The following is an 18,247-nucleotide window of genomic DNA, read 5'->3' as shown; positions in this document are numbered from 1 at the left end:
CAACTTCCTTAACTCTTCTGCGCGGCGATCCAGTTGTCGACGCGCCGTTCGAGCACGTCGAGCGGCACCGGTCCCGATTCGAGCACGACGTCGTGGAAGGTGCGGAAATCGAATTTGCCGCCGAGCGCCGCCTGCGCGCGGCCGCGGAGTTCCATGATCTTGAGCTTGCCGATCAGATAGGCGGTCGCCTGTCCGGGGTAGACGATATAGCGTTCGATCGCCTTCTCGATGTCGCCGTCGGGGTTGGGGGTATTGTCCTTCAGATACTGGATCGCCTGTTCGCGGCTCCAGCGCTTGTCGTGGATGCCGGTATCGACGACGAGGCGGCACGCGCGCCACAGCTCCATGCCGAGGCGGCCGAAGTCGCTGTAGGGATCGGTGTAGAAGCCCATGTCCTTTGCAAGCTCCTCGGAATAGAGGCCCCAGCCCTCGGTATAGGCGGTGAAGCCGCCGAAGCGGCGGAAGGGCGGCAGGCCCGCGAGTTCGGTCTGCACCGCGCGCTGGAGGTGATGCCCCGGCACGCCTTCGTGATAGGCGAGCGCCTCGAGCTCGGTCTTCGACATGTCGCGCAGGTCGTAGAGGTTGACATAGTAAGTGCCGGGGCGCGAGCCGTCGGGCGAGGGCGATTGATAGAAGGCCTTGCCCGCCGATTTCTCGCGGAACGCCTCGACCGCCTTCACCTGCAGATGCGCCTTGGGCAGCGTGTTGAAGAAGGCGGGGAGGCGCGCCTCCATCGCCTTCACCCGCGCATCGACCTCGGCGAGATAGGCTTCGCGCGTCGTGTGGAAATATTGCGGGCTGGTGCGCAGGTGGACGAAAAATTGCTGCAGCGTGCCCTTGAAGCCGACCTTCGTCATGATCGCCTTCATCTCGCCGTGGATGCGCGCGACTTCGGCGAGGCCGAGGTCGTGGATCTCGGCCGCGGTCATGTCGGTCGTCGTGTAATTGGCGAGCAGCGCCTTGTAATAGGCCTGTCCGTCGGGCAGCCGCCACACGCCGTCGGCGGTCGGCGCGCCGGGCTGCTGGCGCTTCATTTCGGCGAGCAGGCGGGTGTAGGCGGGGCCGGCGCTCGCCGACCACGCCGCCTTCGCGGCCTCGACGAGCCGCGTCTTTTCGGCGGCCGTAATGTCGAGCTTGCCGACCTTGGCGGTGATGTCCTCGATCAGCGCATTGTCGGGCTTCAGCAGATTCTCGATGTCGGAGATGACATAGGCATAGACCCATTTGGGCGGCTGAATGCCCAGCTTCACGCGCTCGGCCGACTGCGCGGTCAGCGCGTCGATCACCGGGCCCATGCCGCGGATGCGTTCGACATAGGCCTCGGCCTCGGCGGTATTCGATACGCGGTGGATGTTGATCAGGAAGGCCGGCATCTGGCTTTGCGCGCCGCGCATCTGGTTGAACAGATAATTGTGATGGCGAAAGGGGAAGAGGCTTTCCTCGCGCGCCGCCTGCGCGTTGAACAACTCGAACGACAGCGCGTCGTCGGGCGACAGATTGGCGGGGTCGTAGCTCGCGCGCATCGCGGCGGCGGTCGCCTGCTGCAGCTTGTGCCGCGCGACCTCGGCCTCGTCGCTCACCTCGTCCCATTCGCCATAGTCGCCGTCGCGGATCCCGCGATACGCCTTGGTCTGCGGGGACAGCGACAGCTGCGCCTCGTCATATTTCTGGAAGAATTCGGCGAGCGGGGCGCCGGCGGGAACGTCAGCGGGCGCCGCCGCGGCGGGCGTCGAGGCGGTCGCCGGTGCGCTTTCGGTCGCGGCGGGGGCGCAGCCCGCGAGGGCGAGCAGCAGCAGGCCGGTGGACATTTTGGCGGCAAGGCGAAGGTGCGACACGATTTTCTCCCGGTTTTTTTCAAGCATTCATACTGGCCCGCGGGGGGCTTGCCATAGCGTCCGGCTCGGCGCAATGGCGGGCCATGCCGCTCTTCGCCTTGCTCACCGATGCCGCCTATGCGCTCGTTCGCCCGATCGTCCACGCCACCGACGGCGAGGCGGCGCACAATCTGACGCTGAACGCGCTCGCGCCGCTGCCGCGCGCGCGCCATGCGCTGACGAGCCCGGTGCTCGTGACCCGCTTTGCGGGGCTCGACTTTCCCAATCCCGTCGGGCTCGCGCCCGGCTTCGACAAGGATGCGCGCGTCGCGCACGCGATGCCGCATTTCGGTTTCGGCTTCGTCGAGGTCGGTACGCTGACCCCGCTGCCGCAGGACGGCAATCCGCGTCCGCGGCTGTTCCGGCTGGTCGAGGACCGCGCGGTGATCAACCGCATGGGTTTCAACAATGGCGGGCAGGCGGCGGCGGCCGAGCGCATTGCCTGCCTGCGCCGCCACGGCCTGCCGGTGCCGCTCGGCATCAATATCGGCGCGAACAAGGACAGCGCCGACCGCATCGCCGATTACGCGAAAGGCGCCGCGGCGATGGCGCCGCTCGCCGACTATCTGACGGTCAATATCTCGTCGCCGAACACGCCGGGGCTGCGCGCGCTGCAGGACAGGGGGGCGCTCGAGGCGCTGCTCGACGGCGTCGCGGCGGCGCAGCCCGCCGGTATCGCGAAGCCCGTGTTTCTGAAGGTCGCCCCCGATCTCGAACCTGCGGACATCGACGACATCGTCGCGGTCGCCTTCGACAAGGGGCTGGCCGCCGTCATCGTTTCGAACACCACGATCGAGCGCCCGCTGCTGGCCTCGCGCCACGCGGGCGAAGCGGGCGGCCTGTCGGGCGCGCCGCTCGCCGAGCTGGCGCTGCAACGCGTCAAGGATTTCCGCACCGCGAGCGGAGGCAAGCTGCCGCTCGTCGCGGCGGGCGGCATCGCATCGGCGGACGACGCGTGGCAGCGTATTCGCGCCGGGGCCGGGCTGGTCCAGATCTATTCGGCGATGGTCTATGAAGGCCCGGGACTCGCGGCGCGGATCGCACGCGGCCTCGAAGAACTAGCCGTGCGCGAAGGCTTCGCACGCGTTTCGGACGCGGTTGGGATAAGCTAAGCCGTTTTCCCCTCCCGCTTGCGGGAGGGGCAGCGAGACTTGCGAGCTTGCTCGCTAGTCGCAGCGGGGTGGGCAAATGCGACGTCGCAGGCCCACCCCTAACCCCTCCCGCAAGCGGGAGGGGAACAAGGCTTGCGCTACCTCCGACCCCGCGCCAATGTCGCGGTCATGTTGAAAAGATTCCTCCCGCTCGCCGCGCTCGTCACCTTTGCCCTCCCGTCGCTCGCCGCCGCGCAGGGCGTCACCTCTTCGGCCGATCCGCGCGCGACCGAGGCGGGGCGCGAGATTCTGCATCAGGGCGGTACCGCCGCCGACGCAGCCGTCGCCATGGTCGCGGTGCTGACGCTGGTCGAGCCGCAATCGAGCGGCATCGGCGGCGGCGGCTTCATGCTGCATCACAATGCCAAGGACGGCAGCATATCGACGATCGACGGCCGCGAAATCGCGCCGGCGGCGGCGAAGCCCGAACGCTTCCTCGGCCCCGACGGCAAGCCGCGTCCCTATATGGACGTCATTCCCGGCGGGCTGTCGGTCGGGGTGCCGGGCAATATGCGCCTGATGGAAATGGCGCATAAGAAATGGGGCAAGCTCGAATGGAAGGCGCTGTTCGCGCCCGCGATCAAGCTTGCCGAGGACGGCTTCATCGTCACCCCCGCGCTGAACAAGTGGCTCGTCGAGTTCGAGCCGATGTGGAAGGATTTTCCCGCCGCACGCGCGATCTATTATGTCGATGGCAAGCCCGCGCCGGTCGGCACGCGGCTGAAAAACCCGGCCTATGCCGCGATCCTGCGCGACATTGCCGCACGCGGGCCCGAGGCCTTTTATTCGGGCGCCAACGCGAGGGCGATCAGCGAAGCCGTCGCGAAGGCGCCGCGCAACGCGGCCGTGCTGACCGCGAAGGATCTTGCCGCCTATCGGGCGAAGGAACGCCCCGCGGTCTGCACCAGCTATCGCGTCTACAAGGTCTGCGGCATGGGTCCGCCTTCATCGGGTGCGACCACCGTTTTCGGCATTCTCGGCATGATCGAGGGCTGGGATATGAAAGCGATGGGCAAGGACAATCCGATGAGCTGGCATTTGCTCGCCGAGGCGATGCAGCTCAGCTACGCCGACCGCGCCGCCTATCTCGGCGATAGTGATTTCGTGGAGGTTCCGGTGAAGGGCCTGCTCGACAAGGCCTATCTGGCAGAGCGCCGCCAGCTGATTTCGCCTTATGGCGCCGCGGGTCACTATGAGCCCGGAACGCCCCCGGGCGCCAAGCCGCGCGCCGCCGCGCCCGCGATCCCCGAACAGGGCACGACGCATTTCGTGACCGCCGACGCCGCGGGCAATGTCGTGTCGATGACCTCGACCGTCGAAAGCATCTTCGGCAGCCAGCTGATCGCGAACGGCTATTTCCTCAACAACGAACTCACCGATTTCGATCATGCGCCGACGAAGGACGGCGTGCCGACCGCGAACCGCGTGCAGGCGGGCAAGCGCCCGCTGTCGTCGATGTCGCCGACGATCGTTTACGGTCCCGACGGCAAGGTCGTGCTCGCGGTCGGCTCGGCGGGCGGCAAGCGGATCATCATGCACGTGACCAAGGTGCTGATCGGTGTGCTCGACTGGGGGCTCGATGCGAAGGCGGCGATGGAACTGCCCAATCTCTTCTTCGGCCGCGATGGCGTGCTGATCGAGGATAATGCGGCGGGGCAGGCGATCGCCGCGAAGATGAAACCCTTCGGCTACAGCTTCACCGCGACCGGGCTCGGCTCCAAACTCAACGCGGTCGAACGCACCGCGGCGGGTTGGCGGGGCGCCGCCGATCCGCGCGGCCCCGGCAGCTCGTCGATCGACGGCGCGCCGGTGCAGAATTGAACCAACGATAACAAAAGAAACAATTAATTCTCCCTGGAGAGAGGCAGAATGAAGCTCGAAAATCCCCATCTCGACCATTTTTCGAGTCTGGTCGCGATGTTCTTCGACCGCGCGGGGCGGGGCGGCGAAGATCCCTTCCTGTGGCGCAAGGCCGACCGCGCGTGGCAGCCGCTGAGCTGGCGGCAGGTCGCCAATCAGGTCGCGGCGCTCGCGCACAATCTGCGCGAACTCGGCCTGAAGGAAGGCGACCGCGTGGTGCTGGTCAGCGAGAATCGCCCCGAATGGTGCATCGCCGACCTCGGTATCATGGCGGCGGGCTGCATCACCGTGCCGACCTACACGACCAACACCGAACGCGATCACCAGCATATCCTCGATAACAGCGGCGCGAAGGCGGTGATCGTGTCGACCGCGAAGCTCGCGCGGACGCTGATGCCCGCGGTCATGCGCTCCGAAGCGCATATCGTCATCACGATGGAAAGCCTGCGCGTCGGTCAGCAGGGCGAGGTCACGGTCCACGACTGGGCGCCGCTCGTCGAGGGCGGCGAGGCGTGGGTCGAGGAGACCAAGGCGCGCGGACTCGGCGTCAAGCGCGAGGATACTGCCTGCATCATCTACACCAGCGGCACCGGCGGCGCGCCGCGCGGGGTGATGCAGCATCATGGCGCGATCCTGCACAATGCCGCGGGCGCCGCCGAAGTGCTGGTGAACGATTTCGGCATCGGCGACGAGGAGGTCTTCCTGTCCTTCCTGCCGCTCAGTCACGCCTATGAACATTCGGGCGGTCAGTTCCTGCCGATCATGGTCGGGGCGCAAATCTATTACAGCGAGGGGCTCGAAAAGCTCGTCTCGAACATCGAGGAGACGCGCCCGACGATCATGGTCGTCGTGCCGCGCCTGTTCGAGGTGATCCGCGCGCGGATGATCAAGGCGGTCGAAAAACAGGGCAGGCTCGCGAACTGGATGCTGAATCAGGCGCTGCGCGTCGGCGAGAAGGATTATGAGCGGCGGATGGGCGTGCTCGACCGGCCGGTCGACCTGATCCTCGACAAATTGTTCCGGCCCAAGATCGGCAAACGGTTCGGCGGCCGGATGAAGGCGCTGGTGTCGGGCGGCGCGCCGCTCAATCCCGAAATCGGCGTCTTCTTCCACTCGATCGGGCTGACCCTGCTGCAAGGCTATGGGCAGACCGAGGCGGGGCCGGTGATCAGCTGCAACCGCCCGAGCGCGGGGATCAAGATGGACACGGTCGGCCCGCCGCTGATGGATACCGAAGTGAAGATCGCCGACGACGGCGAAATCTGCGTGCGCGGCGAACTCGTCATGAAGGGCTATTGGCGCAACCAGGCCGAGACCGAGCGCGTGCTGATCCCCGATGCCGCCGATCCCGAGGCGGGGCCGTGGCTCCACACCGGCGACATCGGCCATATCGACGATCAGGGGCGCATCGTCATCACCGACCGCAAGAAGGATTTGATCGTCAACGACAAGGGCGACAATGTGTCGCCGCAGCGCGTCGAGGGCATGCTGACGCTCCAGCCCGAAATCCTGCAGGCGATGGTCTATGGCGACAAGCGTCCGCACCTCGTCGGCATTTTGGTGCCCGATCCCGAATGGGCGGCCGAATGGGCCGAGGCCGAGGGGCTGCCCAAGGATCTGAAACTGCTGCGCGAGCATGAGAAGTTCCGCACCGCGATCCGCACTGCGGTCGACCGCGTCAACGGCCAGCTCTCGGTGATCGAGAAGGTGCGCAAGTTCGACTTCGCCGACGAGCCGTTCAGCATCGAGAATGAGCAGATGACGCCGTCGATGAAGATCCGGCGGCACATTCTGAAGCAAGTCTACGCGGACAAGATTGCGGCGCTGTATAAGGCATAAAGCCCCTCCCCTTCAGGGGAGGGGTTGGGGTGGGGGCTGTCGAGGTAGCGCAAGGTTGCGGCCCCCCACCCGCTGCGACTAGGGAGCAAGCTCCCAAGTCTCACTGCCCTCCCCTGAAGGGGAGGGCTAATCAGATCAAAGCAGGCGAGGGTGCGACCCGAAGAGCTCGGCGCAAACCGGTCCCCGCCTGCGACCGAGCCCCGTGGGCTCAGCCTTTGTCCCCCTCCGGTTTGCGATAGGGGACGAATTCGCCGAAAACGCATGTCGGCCCGCGAATCCCGCTCGACCGGTCGACCAGATGGAAGAAATCGCCTTCGCAGGTCGACGAGCCGAACTGGCGCACCACCATGATGTCGCTGTCGCGCGCGAGGCCGGGGCAGCTGCTTTTGAGATCGTTGCGGTAAACGAGATTGCCGCCCGAGCGATAGAGCAGGATGCTGTCCGACACGCGGATCGTCTGGTTGGTGCGATAGCTCGGCAGACATTTCATCGGCTCGCCCGGAACCTTGCCCGCAAGCTGCTTGTCGAGCCGCTCGGCCTGTTTCGGCGTGAGCGCCGCGGCGCCCGGCTCGCCCGACCCCGCGGGCGCGCAGCTGGCGACCAGCGGCGCGGCCGCGATCAACAGCGCGGCAGCCATCGGGTTCAGCTTCGCCATGAAATTGCTCCTTGAGATCGGCCAGTATCGCCGTTGCAGATGAATAGGTGCTGAAGCGGCGGCATCAGGCGGCATCCTTGAGCGCGCGGATACGCGCCAGTTCGGCCGCGTCGGGGGCGCGAAAAAAGGGGTTGGTCGCCCGCTCTTCGCCGATGCTGGTCGGGACCGTCGCCTCGCCCGCCGCGCGCGCCGCCTCGACCGCCGCCAGCCGCGCCGCGAGCGCCTCGTTGCCGGGATCGACCGTGACCGCGAAGCGCGCGTTCGACAGCGTATATTCGTGCGCGCAATAAACGCGCGTCGCGTCGTCGAGCGTGCCGAGTTTCCGCATATTGGCGAACATCTGCTCGGCGGTGCCCTCGAACAGCCGGCCGCAGCCCATCGCGAACATCGTGTCGCCGACGAAGATCGCGGCATCCGCGGCGAAATGATAGGCGATATGGCCCGCCGTATGCGCCGGCACGTCCCAGACGTCGGCGACGTGCGCGCCGAGCTTGACCTTGTCGCCGCCCTTCACCTGCACGTCGAGCGTCGGGATGCGCGCATATTCGGCCGCCGGGCCGGTGATGGTGCAACCGGTGGCTTCTTTGATCGCGGCGTTGCCGCCGGTGTGGTCGGGATGCCAGTGGGTGTTCCAGATGTCGGTGATCGTCCAGCCGCGTTCCGCCGCCGCGGCCAGCACGGGCTCGGCGACCGCCGGATCGACGGCCATCGTCGCCTTGCTGGCGGGATCGTGGACCAGCCAGACATAATTGTCGCTGAGGACGGGAATACGGACGATGTCCAGCGCAGCCACCTTGTTTCCTTTCCAGCTCTCGCATCCACAAGACGGAGCGGATGCCAGCGGACCTTGGTGCGCCACTCTGCCACAGCCCCGGCGGAAAGTCTCGTCTCCGCGCGGGGGCGCCGCCTTTTACCAGCTGCCCGTGTTGGGCATCGACGCCCAAGGCTCGGCGGGGTCGAGCGTGCCTTCCTGCAGCAGTTCGACCGAAATGCCGTCGGGCGAGCGGACGAACGCCATATGGCCGTCGCGCGGCGGGCGGTTGATCGTCACCCCGGCGTCCATCAGCCGCTGGCACGTCGCATAGATGTCGTCGACCCGGTAGGCGAGATGGCCGAAATTGCGCCCGCCCGTATATTCTTCGGGGGCGCTGCCGTCGGCGGGCGGCCAGTTATAGGTGAGCTCGACCTCGGCCACATCGCCCTGTCCGGGCGCGGCGAGAAAGATCAGCGTGAAACGCCCCGCCTCATTGTCGAAACGGCGGGTTTCCTCGAGCCCGATCAGCTTGAAGAAATCGACCGTGGCGTCGGGATCCGACACGCGGATCATGGTGTGAAGATATTTTGTCATGGCGTCCTATTTAGGCGCGAAGGGACCGCGCTTCAAACGCTTCGAACAGGAATAGGAATTCGTCCGGCACCGGCGCGGGCGCACCCTGCGCCTCGGCGACATGGACATTGATGAGCTGTCCGCTGGCGCGCAGGTCGTCCTTGCCCGCGCCGTGGAGCTCGAACAGGAAGGTCATCGAGCTTTTCCCGACGCGCGCCGCGCGCACGCAGATGTCGATCTCCTCGTCGAGCAGGATCGGAACCTTGTAGTCGACCTCGGCCCGCGCGACGTGGAATTCGGGGCTGCTATGACCGGGCCAGCGGTCATAGACGCCCGCGGCGCGCCAATATTCGGTGATCCCGATGTCGAAATATTCGAGGTAGCGGCTGTTGAACACGACGCGCTGCGCGTCGATCTCGGCATAGCGGACGCGCTTGGTGACGTGGAATTTGAAGTCGCTGCGAGCCATGGAAATCCCCAGAATATCAGGCGTTGAATAAAATATCCCTGTGTCCCCGCGAAGGCGGGGACCCATCTCCTGCCGGTTCCAAATAGCACCGACCGGAGATGGACCCCCGCCTTCGCGGGGGAACAGCGTTTTTTCAATCAAAGATTAGATTTGGGTCGCGAGCCGCGCGACGGTTTCTAGTTTGTCGCGAGCCGCGCGACGGTGTCGATCAGCAGCGCGATGTCGCCATCGCGCGACAGTCGATGATCGCCGCCCTTGACGAGCGTGACCTGCACATCCTCGCTCACGAGCGCGGCCGCGAGGCGGAGACTGATGCCGGGCGGGACGTCGCCGTCTTCCTGTCCGTGGAGCAGGCGCACGGGGCAGGCGAGGGGGATTTCGCCGTCGAGCAGGCGGTTCGCTTCGCCCGACTGCCAGAAAGCGCGCGTCGTCACATAGGGCTGGTCGCTGTAGGGCGTTTCCTCGACCAGCGCGCCTTCGGCCTGGATGATCGCCTTTTCTTCCGGCGTGAAGCCCCAGCCGGTGAAATCGGGCGCCGCCGCGATCCCGACCAGCCCGGCGACGCGCGCCGGCCCGTCGCGCTGCACCAGCGCCAATGCCGTGAGCAGCATCAGCCAGCCGCCCATCGACGACCCGACGATGACCACCGGCCCTTCGACTTTCGCATCGATCAGGTCGAGTATGTCGCCGCGCCAGTCGAGCAATGTCTGGTCGGCGAACAGCCCGCCCGACAATCCGCATCCGGCATAGTCGAGCAGCAGGCAGGCCTGGCCCTCGCCCGCCGCCCAGTCGAACAGCGCCGTCGCCTTGCCGCCCGCCATGTCGGACATATAGCCCGGCAGGAAGACGATCGCCGGGCCGGCGCCGGGCGTATGGCGATAGGCGAGCCGCGGGCGGCCAGCGCGTTCGAGATAATCGGGGGCGGGGTCCACCGGGATCAGATGACCCAGTCGACCGTGCTGAGCTGGGTCACCGCCTGTCCCTTGGCGCGGCGCTGTTCGACCATGATCCGGTTGAGCCGCTGGATCGTGTCGCTGCCCGTGGTGATGCACCAGCCGGGGACCACGGCATGGACGAGCGCGCACAGCCCGCCATAGATCATCGTCACCCCGAATTTCGACGCGACACCGAAATGTTCGATGTAATTTTCATCGACGCTCTTCGGATGGTCGACGAACAGGCGCTTGAACATGGCGGGCGGTTCCTTTCCGGCTGCCCGCCGCCCTAGCGGGGGACGGGGAGGGCCGCAAGGGCGGCGCGCCGGTTCGCCCGATTATCGCTCGCGCAGAAATATTGCCTCGATCGGCAGGCCGAAGACATCCGAAATGCGAAAGGCGAGCGGCAAGGACGGATCATATTTTCCCGTTTCGATCGCATTGACCGACTGGCGCGATACCTCGAGCCGCTCGGCGAGGTCGCCCTGGCTCCAGTCGCGCTCGGCGCGCAGAACCTTGAGGCGATTCCTCACGCGCAGACGCCGGCCGCGCCGAGAGTGATCCGGTTATAGGCCGCGCCGAGCCCCAGGCCGACGAACCAGAAGAAGGCGGCGCCGAAGCCGCCATTTCCCGGCGCCGCCAACTCGAAATTCTGCAGAAATTCCCAGACGGTCATCACCGTCAGGCAGAAGCCGGTCGCGAACAGGCACTGGCGCACCTGCAGCATGCGGAGAAATTCGTCGGGCTCTTCGACGAGCAGCCGCATGACCGCCCAGAAGACGCCAATGATCGGCAGCGCGGGCGCGATGGCGAGAGCATAGGCGGGGAGTCCCGCGATGTCGCCATGGCGGAAGGTGCGGACCGCGATGAACAGGATGACCAGATACAGGCTCATCAATATCGCCAGGCGGATCGTGTAGCGGCGAATGGCGGGGCTTTTATAGGCGAACATTTGAGCGACCTCCCTTGGATATGACAAGGTCGCTTTACATCAACTGTATAGATTGTCAAGCAACATTGACAAAGTGACAAGGTTGCTGTTCGGGAGGATGCGTCAGCCGATCAGGCGGCTGGGCCAGCCGATGCGCACCAGCGTTTCGTCGGGATCGGAAAGCGCGAATTCATACATGCCCCATGGCTTGTGCGCCGGCGCCTTGACCGGTCCCAATATCGCATCCCCGGCCGCGGCGGCGAGCGCGTCGACATCGGCGCTGTAGAGATAGAGGCCGAACGGATTCTGGTCGCGTTCGGGCCACGTCGGCCGCGCTTCGTTGGTCAGGTGGAGCTGCCAGCCCTTGCCGTCTTCGAGCAGGCGATAGCTGCCATGGTCGCTGACGACCGACAGGCCGAGCCTTTCATAGAAGGCGGTGCTGGCATCGAGATCGCTGCACGGCAGGATCGCGGCGATATGGTGCGATGGAATGTCGGTCATGGGCGCAGTCTATGCTCGCGGGCGCGGTGACGCCAGCGCCAGTTCGCCAGATGCGCCGCGGCAAGAGTCAGCGCCCCGGCCGAGGTCAGGAGACGGTCGGCCGCCTCGGGATCGGTGACGGCGATCCACCCCTCATGCGCCGACAGGCCGAGCGCGAGCAGCCCGAGCCCCGCGGCCGCGCATATCGCGGGCATCGTCCGCCGATGCCGCCGCCATCCGCCCTTCATCGCGATCACCGCCGCGGGAAGGGCCAGCAGCAGGATCGCCGCATGGACGCCCTCGGGCAAGGCGATCCAGCGGCTGAGCGCGGGCGCGAGCAGGAGGATCAGCGGCAGCGCGAGGCAATGGATCAGGCAGGTGAACGAGAGGACAAGCCCCGTCAGGTCGGCAAGGCGCGGGCGCGCGGCGGGGAGGCACATGGAGCTTCTTTCGCAGGAGGAGTTCGCCATGCCAGATAATGATACATTGTATCATTACAAGCCCTGTCGTGAATCCGCCCCTTGCCGCCCCTATCGCATGCTGGCAAAGGAGCCCGGCAATTTTGCGCAGAAAGGCCGATTTTTCGATGTCCCAGATGATCCGTGTCACCCTTCCCGATGGCTCTGCCCGTGAAGTCGTGCGCGGGACGACCCCGGCGCAGATCGCGGCCGACATCGGACCCGGCCTTGCGAAGGCCGCGCTTGCCGCGAAGATCGACGGCGAACTGCGCGACATCATGCGTCCGCTGGAGGAGGATACGAACCTCGCGCTGGTGACGAGCCGCGACGAGGCCGATGCGCTTGAACTCGTGCGCCACGATTATGCGCACGTCCTCGCCGAAGCGGTACAGAATCTGTTTCCGGGCACGCAGATCACCTTCGGTCCCTCGACGAACGACGGCTTCTATTACGACTTCGCGCCGACCGCCGAGCATGGCCCGTTCCGCGACGACGAACTGCCGCTGATCGAGGAGGAGATGCGCAAGATCATCGCCGCCGACCTTCCCCTCACGAGGGAAGTGTGGGAGCGCGACCGGCTGATCGCCAAATGGCAGGCCGATGGCGAGACCTTCAAGGCCGAATGGGCGGCCGAACTGCCCGAGGGCGAGGAACTCACCGTCTATCGCTCGGGTGACGGTTGGATGGACATGTGCCGCGGTCCGCATCTCGCCTCGACCGGCAAGCTCGATCCGGCGGCGTTCAAGCTGACGCGCGTGTCGGGCGCCTATTGGCGCGGCGACCAGAAGAATGCGCAGCTTTCGCGCATCTACGGCACCGGCTGGCTCAACAAGAAGCAGCTCGCCGAGCATCTCGTGCGGCTCGAGGAGGCCGCGAAGCGCGACCATCGCAAGATCGGGCGCGAGATGGACCTGTTCCACCTGCAGGAGGAAGCGCATGGCAGCGTTTTCTGGCACCCCAAGGGTTATCGCATCTATCGCGAGCTCGAGGCCTATATGCGCCGCGCGATCGACGGCGCCGCCTATCAGGAGGTCAAGACGCCGCAGGTGATGGACGCGCGCCAGTGGGAACAGTCGGGTCATTGGGGCAAATATCGCGAGAATATGTTCGTCATCCCCGACGAGGTGCCGAATATCGAGGACGACGGCCCGATCGTCTCGGATGCCGCCGAATGGATGGCGCTGAAGCCGATGAATTGCCCGGCGCATGTCCTGATCTTCCGCCAGGGCATGAAGAGCTATCGCGACCTGCCGCTGCGCATGGCCGAAATGGGCTGCTGCCACCGCAACGAGCCGCATGGCGCGCTCCACGGCATCATGCGCGTGCGCCAGTTCACGCAGGACGACGGCCATATCTTCTGCCGCGAGGACCAGATCGTCGACGAGGTGCGCGATTTCTGCGCGCTGCTCGACCGCGTCTACAGAGAGCTCGGTTTCGAGAATTATGCGGTGAAGCTCGCGTTGCGCCCCGAAAAACGGTTCGGCACCGACGAAATGTGGGACAAGGCCGAGGCCGAGCTGCGCGAAGCCGTCGTCCGCGCCGGCATGGCGACCGAGGAATATGGCTGGGAAGAATTGCCGGGCGAGGGCGCCTTCTATGCGCCCAAGCTCGAATTTCATCTGACCGACGCGATCGGCCGGACGTGGCAGTGCGGGACGATCCAGTCCGACCGCGTGCTGCCCGAGCGCCTCGACGCGAGCTATATCGGCGAGGATGGCGAGCGCCACCGCCCGGTGATGCTTCATCGCGCGATCCTCGGCACCTATGAGCGTTTCATCGGCATATTGATCGAGCATTTCGCCGGCCGCTTCCCGGTCTGGCTCGCGCCGGTGCAGGCGGTGGTCGCGACGATCGTTTCGGACGCCGACGATTATGCCAAGGATGCCGTGGCGCAGCTCACCGCGGCGGGCATCCGCGCCGAAAGCGACCTCAGGAACGAGAAGATCAACTACAAGGTGCGCGAACACAGCCTCGCCAAAGTCCCCTATCTGCTCGTCGTCGGCAAGCGCGAGGCCGAGGAAGGCAGCGTCGCGATCCGCACGCTCGGACAGGACGGCCAGCGCATCATGCCGCTCGCCGACGCGATCGCGATGCTGAAGGGTGAGGCGACGCCGCCGGACCTGCGCGATTGAGCGGGGAGGAGAAGCGTCGCCCGCGCCGCCGGCTGCGCTGGCTCTTGTTGCTGGCGCTCGTCGGCGCGGGGCTTCTCGCCAAAGGCTATTGGAACGCGACGCGCGATCCGGTGATCCGGACCGCGACGCTGGGCGTCGCAGGCCTGCCCATGGAGCAGCCCGCTCTTAAATTGCTGCTGCTGTCGGACATCCACGTCGCGGGACCCGATATGCCGCCCGAACGGCTCGTGCGGATCGTGGCCGACCTTAATCGCCTGAAGCCCGACCTCGTGCTGATCGCGGGCGATCTCGTCAGCGAAAAGCGCGGCGCGACGCATATCTATTCGCCTGCCGAGATCGTGGCGCCGCTCGGCGAGCTGAAGGCGCGGCTCGGCGTCGTCGTCGCGCCGGGCAATCACGATCACTGGTTCCGGCCCGACGCGCTGCGCGGCGAACTCGAAAAGCGCGGCATCCGGGTGCTGCAGAATGAAGCGGTAAAGCTCGGCCCGCTTGTCGTCGGCGGGGTCGACGACGATTATTCGGGGCACGATGATGTGCCGGCGACCTTCGCCGCGATGGACCGGCTGGGGCCGGGCGTCCCGCTGCTGCTCACGCACAGTCCGGACATCGTGCCCGAACTCCCGCGATCCGTCGCCGCGGTCTTCGCGGGGCATACGCATTGCGGTCAGATCCGTTTCCCGTTCATCGGCGCACTGACCTATGTCTCGCGCTATGGCGACCGCTTCGCTTGTGGTGCGATCGACGACGAGGGCCAGCGCGTCTTTGTCGGCGCGGGGCTCGGGACCAGCCTCCTGCCGCTTCGTTACCTCACGCCGCCCGACGCGTGGTTGATCACGCTGAAACCGAAAGGCCCGCGCCCATGACCGATATACAGCACCTCGTCGGCGTCGCCCCGCTGACGCTCGCCGGGGCGGCAGCCATGACCTTCGGCGCCGCCTATGTGCGTGGGCTGACGGGGTTCGGCATGGCGATCATCCTCGTGCCGCTGCTCGGCCTCATCATTCCGCCGGCGCAGGCGGTGGTGCTCGGCATCTTGCTGCAATTGCTGATCGGGCCGGTCGGGCTGGGGCTGATCCACGCCGATGCCGACCGCGCGACGGCGCTGCCGATCGGGCTGATCGCGATGGTGACGACCGAAGGCGGCATGGCGGTGCTCGACGTGACGCGGCCCGACGTCGCGCGGCTGCTGATCACCGTGGTCGCGGTGGGCGCGTTCGTCGCCGTGCTGCTCCCCAAGCAGCCCGAGGGACACAAGCCGGGCCGCGCCGCGGTGATCGGCACCGGGGTCGCTTCGGGCGTTCTCACCGGTTTCGCCGCGATGCCAGGACCGCCGGTGGTGCCCTTCTATCTGCGCCGCCGCCTCGATCCGAAGACCGCGCGCGCATCGATGCTGCTGATCTTCTTTCTCACCGCCATCGCCGGTACCGCGGCGGCGTTGTGGGTCGGAATCGCAACGCAGCGGCTGTTCCTGCTCGCGCTGCTGCTCTTCGCGCCGATGTGGCTCGGAAACCGCTTCGGCGGGCGCCATTTCGGCAGCGTGCCGCCGCACGTCTGGCAGGCGATGGTTGCCGTCGTGCTGGGCCTTGCCGCGATTTCGGCGGTGGTGCGGATTCTCAACTAAAGGTTGCGCAGCGCCTGCGCCGGTTTCGCCGAGAGCAAAGGCCAGCTGCCCGCGATCCCGATCAGGAAGGACAGGCCGGCGCCGCCGAGCAGGGTCAGGGCGACGATCAGCGGATCGGGCGCGAAGGCGAAGTCGAACAATTGCGTCACGACATACCAGGCGCCGGCGAGACCGAGACCGAGCGCGAGCAGCGCGAGGATCGCCGCGAGCACCGCATATTCCACGCCCTGCGCGCCCAATATCTGGCCGCGCGTCGCGCCGAGCAGCTTGAGGATCACGCTGTCGTAGACGCGCCGCTCGCGGCTCGCGGCGATCGCGCCGATCAGCACCGCGATGCCGGCGAGGATCGCTATGCTCGCCGCAGCGGCGATCGCCTGGCTCATCTGGGTGAGGAGAGTGGTGACCTGGCTCACCACGTCGCGCACCGCGATCAGCGAGGCCGAGGGAAAGGCGCGCGGGATGCTGCGCGCCAGGGCGGTCTCGGCCTCGGGGCCGACCGCGACCGTCGCGACCATATTGTGCGGCGCCGCGTCGAAAGTGCCGGGCGAGAAGACGAGGACATAGTTGAGGCCGAAATTGTCCCAGTTGACGGTGCGGAAGGACGCGACCTTCGCCTGCACCTCGACCCCCAGCACATTGACCGAGAGCGTGTCGCCGAGCTTCAGCCCGAGCGAGGTCGCGACTTCCTGCTCGACGCTGACCAGCGGCGGGCCCTTGTAATCGGCCGCCCACCATGCGCCACCGACGAGTTCGCTGCCGTTGGGCAAGGTCGGGCTGTAGGTCAGCCCGCGGTCGCCGCGCAGCACCCATGCGCCTTCGGGAAGCTCGGTGAGTTCATCGACGCGCTGGCCGGCAAATTCGGTGATGCTGCCGCGCAGCGCCGGGATCATGTTGATCCCCGCCTTCGGATCGGCGCCCGTCACCATGGAACGGAAGCGCGCGGCGTCGCTGCGCGGTACGTCGAGCACGAAGAAGCTTGGCGCGCGCTGCGGCACGGTCGATCGGATTTCGGCGGTGATGCTCGTCTGGATCGCCGCGAGCGTCACGAACAGCGTGAGACCGAGCCCGAGCGCGACGACGAGCGCGCCGGTCGCGGCGCCGGGACGGTGCAGGTTGGCGAGTGCGAGGCGGAAGAGCGGACGCTTCGGGCGCGGCAGGCGGCTCGCGGTGCGGCGCACCAGCCAGCCGAGCGCGACGAGGATGAGGAGCAGGCCGATCGCCGCGCCGATGAAGCCGAGCGCGAACAGCGGCTCGCGCGCGGTGCCGACCGCAAGCGCGATGATCGCGGCGAGCGCGGCGGCGACCGCGATCACCGTGCGCCGGTCGATCCGCGCCGCGCCGCTGACCGTTGCGCGATAGAGGCCTGCCGCGGGAACGTGGCGCGTCGCGGCGAGCGGGGGCAGGGCGAACGCGATCGCGATGAGGAGCCCGTAGGCGGCGCTGACGGCGAGCGGCAGCGGATAGATGGCGATGCCCGGTTTGACCGGCAACACATCGCCGGCGACCCAGCCGATCACGGCGGGCGCGAGCGCGCCGACGATCAGACCCGCGATAATCGACACCGCCGCGACCGCGAGGATCTGCAGGCCATAGATGCGTGCGACGGTGCCGCTGTCGGCGCCGAGCACCTTTAGCGTTGCGAGGCCGGGCCGCTTGCTGGCGAGATAGCTTGCCACACCATTGCCGACGCCGATCCCCGCGATGACGAGCGCGGCAAGGCCGACGAGCGACAGGAATTGCCCCATGCGCTCGATAAAGCGCCGCGTGCCGGGCGCGCCGTTGCTGCTGTCGGCGATGTCCCAGCCGGCATCGGGGAATTCGGCGGTCAGCGCCTTGCCGACCGCTTGCGCGTTCGCGCTTTCGGCCAAGCGGACGCGATATTTGCTTTCATAGAGGCTGCCCGGCTGGATCAGCTGCGTCGCGGGCAGGTCGGCGAGGCCGATGATCGCGACGGGACCGAGCGTGAAGCCTTCGCCCAGCCGGTCGGGCTCTTCGGCGATGATGCCGTCGATGAGGAACGTCTTTTCGCCGAACTTCACCTGGCTGCCGACCTTCAGGTCGAGGCGTGAGGCGAGGTCCTTGGCGATCCAGATCGCGCCCGGCGGCGGCGGCCCCCGACGCGCGCCGCTCTCCAGCCGCATCGTGCCATAGAGCGGATAGGCGCCGTCGACCGCCTTCAGCTCGGAGAGCAAAGCCTCGCCGTCGGGATCGTTCGCCATCGCGCGCAGGCGCACGGTGGCCGAGGGCGTGCCGACGCGGCGGAAGCCCGCCATTTCTTCGGGCGTCGCTTCGCGTTGCGGCAGGCTGAATTCGATATCGCCGCCAAGGATCGTCTGTCCGCGCACTTCGAGTTCGGAGGTGATGCCGCGCGTCAGGCTGCCGATCGCCGCGAGCGTCGCGACGCCGAGGAAGAGGCAGACGGCGAGGAGGCGAAGCCCCCGGATACGTGTCGCGAGGTCGCGCCGCGCGATCCGCCAGAGCGAGGCGAGGGGGAGCACTAAATCCTCCCTGCCGC

Annotated in this window: 18 protein-coding genes; 6 read left to right on the top strand and 12 right to left on the bottom strand. The window is 66.8% G+C overall.

The window, feature by feature from the left end; genetic code table 11:
• Positions 1–8: 8 nt before the first annotated feature.
• Positions 9–1,808, bottom strand: a complete 1,800-nt coding sequence (locus QZL87_RS12485) for a DUF885 domain-containing protein (RefSeq protein ID WP_295319837.1) — start codon at positions 1,806–1,808, stop codon at positions 9–11.
• A gap of 110 nt (positions 1,809–1,918) precedes the next feature.
• On the opposite strand from QZL87_RS12485, the gene QZL87_RS12480 reads away from it, so the two are divergent.
• The 3 genes from QZL87_RS12480 to QZL87_RS12470 all read left to right on the top strand — a co-directional run bounded on the left by QZL87_RS12480 (position 1,919) and on the right by QZL87_RS12470 (position 6,724).
• Positions 1,919–2,986 carry a quinone-dependent dihydroorotate dehydrogenase gene (locus QZL87_RS12480; protein ID WP_295319835.1) on the top strand — a complete coding sequence of 356 codons (1,068 nt, stop codon included), beginning with the start codon at positions 1,919–1,921 and terminating at the stop codon, positions 2,984–2,986.
• A gap of 168 nt (positions 2,987–3,154) precedes the next feature.
• A complete protein-coding gene (gene ggt / locus QZL87_RS12475; protein ID WP_295319833.1) occupies positions 3,155–4,846 on the top strand; it encodes a gamma-glutamyltransferase in 1,692 nt (563 codons plus the stop codon).
• A 48-nt stretch (positions 4,847–4,894) separates the two neighbouring features.
• On the top strand, positions 4,895–6,724 hold the full coding sequence (locus tag QZL87_RS12470) for an AMP-dependent synthetase/ligase (protein WP_295319831.1): 1,830 nt from the start codon (positions 4,895–4,897) through the stop codon (positions 6,722–6,724).
• A gap of 208 nt (positions 6,725–6,932) precedes the next feature.
• Here QZL87_RS12470 and QZL87_RS12465 read toward each other — a convergent pair whose 3' ends face one another.
• From QZL87_RS12465 to QZL87_RS12420, 10 genes are all read right to left on the bottom strand, one after another.
• Entirely contained in the window at positions 6,933–7,379 is a 447-nt protein-coding gene (locus tag QZL87_RS12465; RefSeq protein ID WP_295319829.1) for a hypothetical protein, read from the bottom strand.
• A 64-nt stretch (positions 7,380–7,443) separates the two neighbouring features.
• The gene (gloB, locus tag QZL87_RS12460) at positions 7,444–8,172 is read right to left on the bottom strand and encodes a hydroxyacylglutathione hydrolase (RefSeq protein ID WP_295319826.1); all 729 of its coding nucleotides are present in this window, start codon (positions 8,170–8,172) and stop codon (positions 7,444–7,446) included.
• A gap of 117 nt (positions 8,173–8,289) precedes the next feature.
• On the bottom strand, positions 8,290–8,727 hold the full coding sequence (locus QZL87_RS12455; protein ID WP_295319824.1) for a VOC family protein: 438 nt from the start codon (positions 8,725–8,727) through the stop codon (positions 8,290–8,292).
• A 10-nt stretch (positions 8,728–8,737) separates the two neighbouring features.
• Positions 8,738–9,175, bottom strand: a complete 438-nt coding sequence (locus tag QZL87_RS12450; protein WP_295319820.1) for a thioesterase family protein — start codon at positions 9,173–9,175, stop codon at positions 8,738–8,740.
• 176 nt (positions 9,176–9,351) lie between these two features.
• A complete protein-coding gene (locus tag QZL87_RS12445; protein WP_295326874.1) occupies positions 9,352–10,116 on the bottom strand; it encodes an alpha/beta hydrolase in 765 nt (254 codons plus the stop codon).
• Positions 10,113–10,367, bottom strand: coding sequence for a DUF6356 family protein (locus QZL87_RS12440; RefSeq protein WP_295319818.1), 255 nt, complete (start codon positions 10,365–10,367; stop codon positions 10,113–10,115). The genes QZL87_RS12445 and QZL87_RS12440 overlap by 4 nt, the downstream gene beginning before the upstream one ends.
• 81 nt (positions 10,368–10,448) lie before the next feature.
• Positions 10,449–10,643, bottom strand: coding sequence for a helix-turn-helix transcriptional regulator (locus QZL87_RS12435; protein WP_295319816.1), 195 nt, complete (start codon positions 10,641–10,643; stop codon positions 10,449–10,451).
• Entirely contained in the window at positions 10,640–11,062 is a 423-nt protein-coding gene (locus QZL87_RS12430) for a hypothetical protein (protein ID WP_295319814.1), read from the bottom strand. The genes QZL87_RS12435 and QZL87_RS12430 overlap by 4 nt, the downstream gene beginning before the upstream one ends.
• A gap of 102 nt (positions 11,063–11,164) precedes the next feature.
• The gene (locus QZL87_RS12425; RefSeq protein ID WP_295319812.1) at positions 11,165–11,542 is read right to left on the bottom strand and encodes a VOC family protein; all 378 of its coding nucleotides are present in this window, start codon (positions 11,540–11,542) and stop codon (positions 11,165–11,167) included.
• On the bottom strand, positions 11,539–11,961 hold the full coding sequence (locus QZL87_RS12420; RefSeq protein ID WP_295319810.1) for a MerC family mercury resistance protein: 423 nt from the start codon (positions 11,959–11,961) through the stop codon (positions 11,539–11,541). The genes QZL87_RS12425 and QZL87_RS12420 overlap by 4 nt, the downstream gene beginning before the upstream one ends.
• A 146-nt stretch (positions 11,962–12,107) precedes the next feature.
• Between QZL87_RS12420 and thrS the strand changes: the two genes are divergently transcribed.
• From thrS to QZL87_RS12405, 3 genes are read left to right on the top strand one after another with little or no spacing between them, the layout of a single operon-like run.
• Complete coding sequence (thrS, locus tag QZL87_RS12415; RefSeq protein WP_295319808.1) at positions 12,108–14,111, top strand: threonine--tRNA ligase; 2,004 nt, start codon at positions 12,108–12,110, stop codon at positions 14,109–14,111.
• Positions 14,108–14,974 (top strand): metallophosphoesterase, encoded by an 867-nt coding sequence (locus QZL87_RS12410; RefSeq protein ID WP_295319805.1) that lies wholly within the window; start codon positions 14,108–14,110, stop codon positions 14,972–14,974. Before thrS ends, QZL87_RS12410 begins: the two co-directional genes overlap by 4 nt.
• Complete coding sequence (locus tag QZL87_RS12405; RefSeq protein WP_295319803.1) at positions 14,971–15,732, top strand: sulfite exporter TauE/SafE family protein; 762 nt, start codon at positions 14,971–14,973, stop codon at positions 15,730–15,732. The genes QZL87_RS12410 and QZL87_RS12405 overlap by 4 nt, the downstream gene beginning before the upstream one ends.
• Here the strand turns inward: QZL87_RS12405 and QZL87_RS12400 are convergent.
• Entirely contained in the window at positions 15,729–18,230 is a 2,502-nt protein-coding gene (locus QZL87_RS12400; RefSeq protein ID WP_295319801.1) for an FtsX-like permease family protein, read from the bottom strand. The genes QZL87_RS12405 and QZL87_RS12400 overlap by 4 nt on opposite strands.
• Positions 18,231–18,247 lie beyond the last annotated feature (17 nt).

It is taken from the genome of uncultured Sphingopyxis sp. (assembly GCF_900078365.1).
Lineage (GTDB): Bacteria > Pseudomonadota > Alphaproteobacteria > Sphingomonadales > Sphingomonadaceae > Sphingopyxis.
Note: the sequence above shows the minus strand (reverse complement) of the source record. Positions and strands in the feature narration are given on the sequence as shown.

Bases quoted from the DNA above. Each gene is read 5' to 3' on its own strand.
- QZL87_RS12485 (WP_295319837.1), bottom strand. From the start codon at position 1,808: ATGTCCACCGGCCTGCTGCTGCTCGCCCTCGCGGGCTGCGCCCCCGCC.
- QZL87_RS12480 (WP_295319835.1), top strand. From the start codon at position 1,919: ATGCCGCTCTTCGCCTTGCTCACCGATGCCGCCTATGCGCTCGTTCGC.
- ggt (WP_295319833.1), top strand. From the start codon at position 3,155: ATGTTGAAAAGATTCCTCCCGCTCGCCGCGCTCGTCACCTTTGCCCTC.
- QZL87_RS12470 (WP_295319831.1), top strand. From the start codon at position 4,895: ATGAAGCTCGAAAATCCCCATCTCGACCATTTTTCGAGTCTGGTCGCG.
- QZL87_RS12465 (WP_295319829.1), bottom strand. From the start codon at position 7,379: ATGGCGAAGCTGAACCCGATGGCTGCCGCGCTGTTGATCGCGGCCGCG.
- QZL87_RS12455 (WP_295319824.1), bottom strand. From the start codon at position 8,727: ATGACAAAATATCTTCACACCATGATCCGCGTGTCGGATCCCGACGCC.
- QZL87_RS12450 (WP_295319820.1), bottom strand. From the start codon at position 9,175: ATGGCTCGCAGCGACTTCAAATTCCACGTCACCAAGCGCGTCCGCTAT.
- QZL87_RS12440 (WP_295319818.1), bottom strand. From the start codon at position 10,367: ATGTTCAAGCGCCTGTTCGTCGACCATCCGAAGAGCGTCGATGAAAAT.
- QZL87_RS12430 (WP_295319814.1), bottom strand. From the start codon at position 11,062: ATGTTCGCCTATAAAAGCCCCGCCATTCGCCGCTACACGATCCGCCTG.
- QZL87_RS12425 (WP_295319812.1), bottom strand. From the start codon at position 11,542: ATGACCGACATTCCATCGCACCATATCGCCGCGATCCTGCCGTGCAGC.
- QZL87_RS12420 (WP_295319810.1), bottom strand. From the start codon at position 11,961: ATGTGCCTCCCCGCCGCGCGCCCGCGCCTTGCCGACCTGACGGGGCTT.
- thrS (WP_295319808.1), top strand. From the start codon at position 12,108: ATGTCCCAGATGATCCGTGTCACCCTTCCCGATGGCTCTGCCCGTGAA.
- QZL87_RS12405 (WP_295319803.1), top strand. From the start codon at position 14,971: ATGACCGATATACAGCACCTCGTCGGCGTCGCCCCGCTGACGCTCGCC.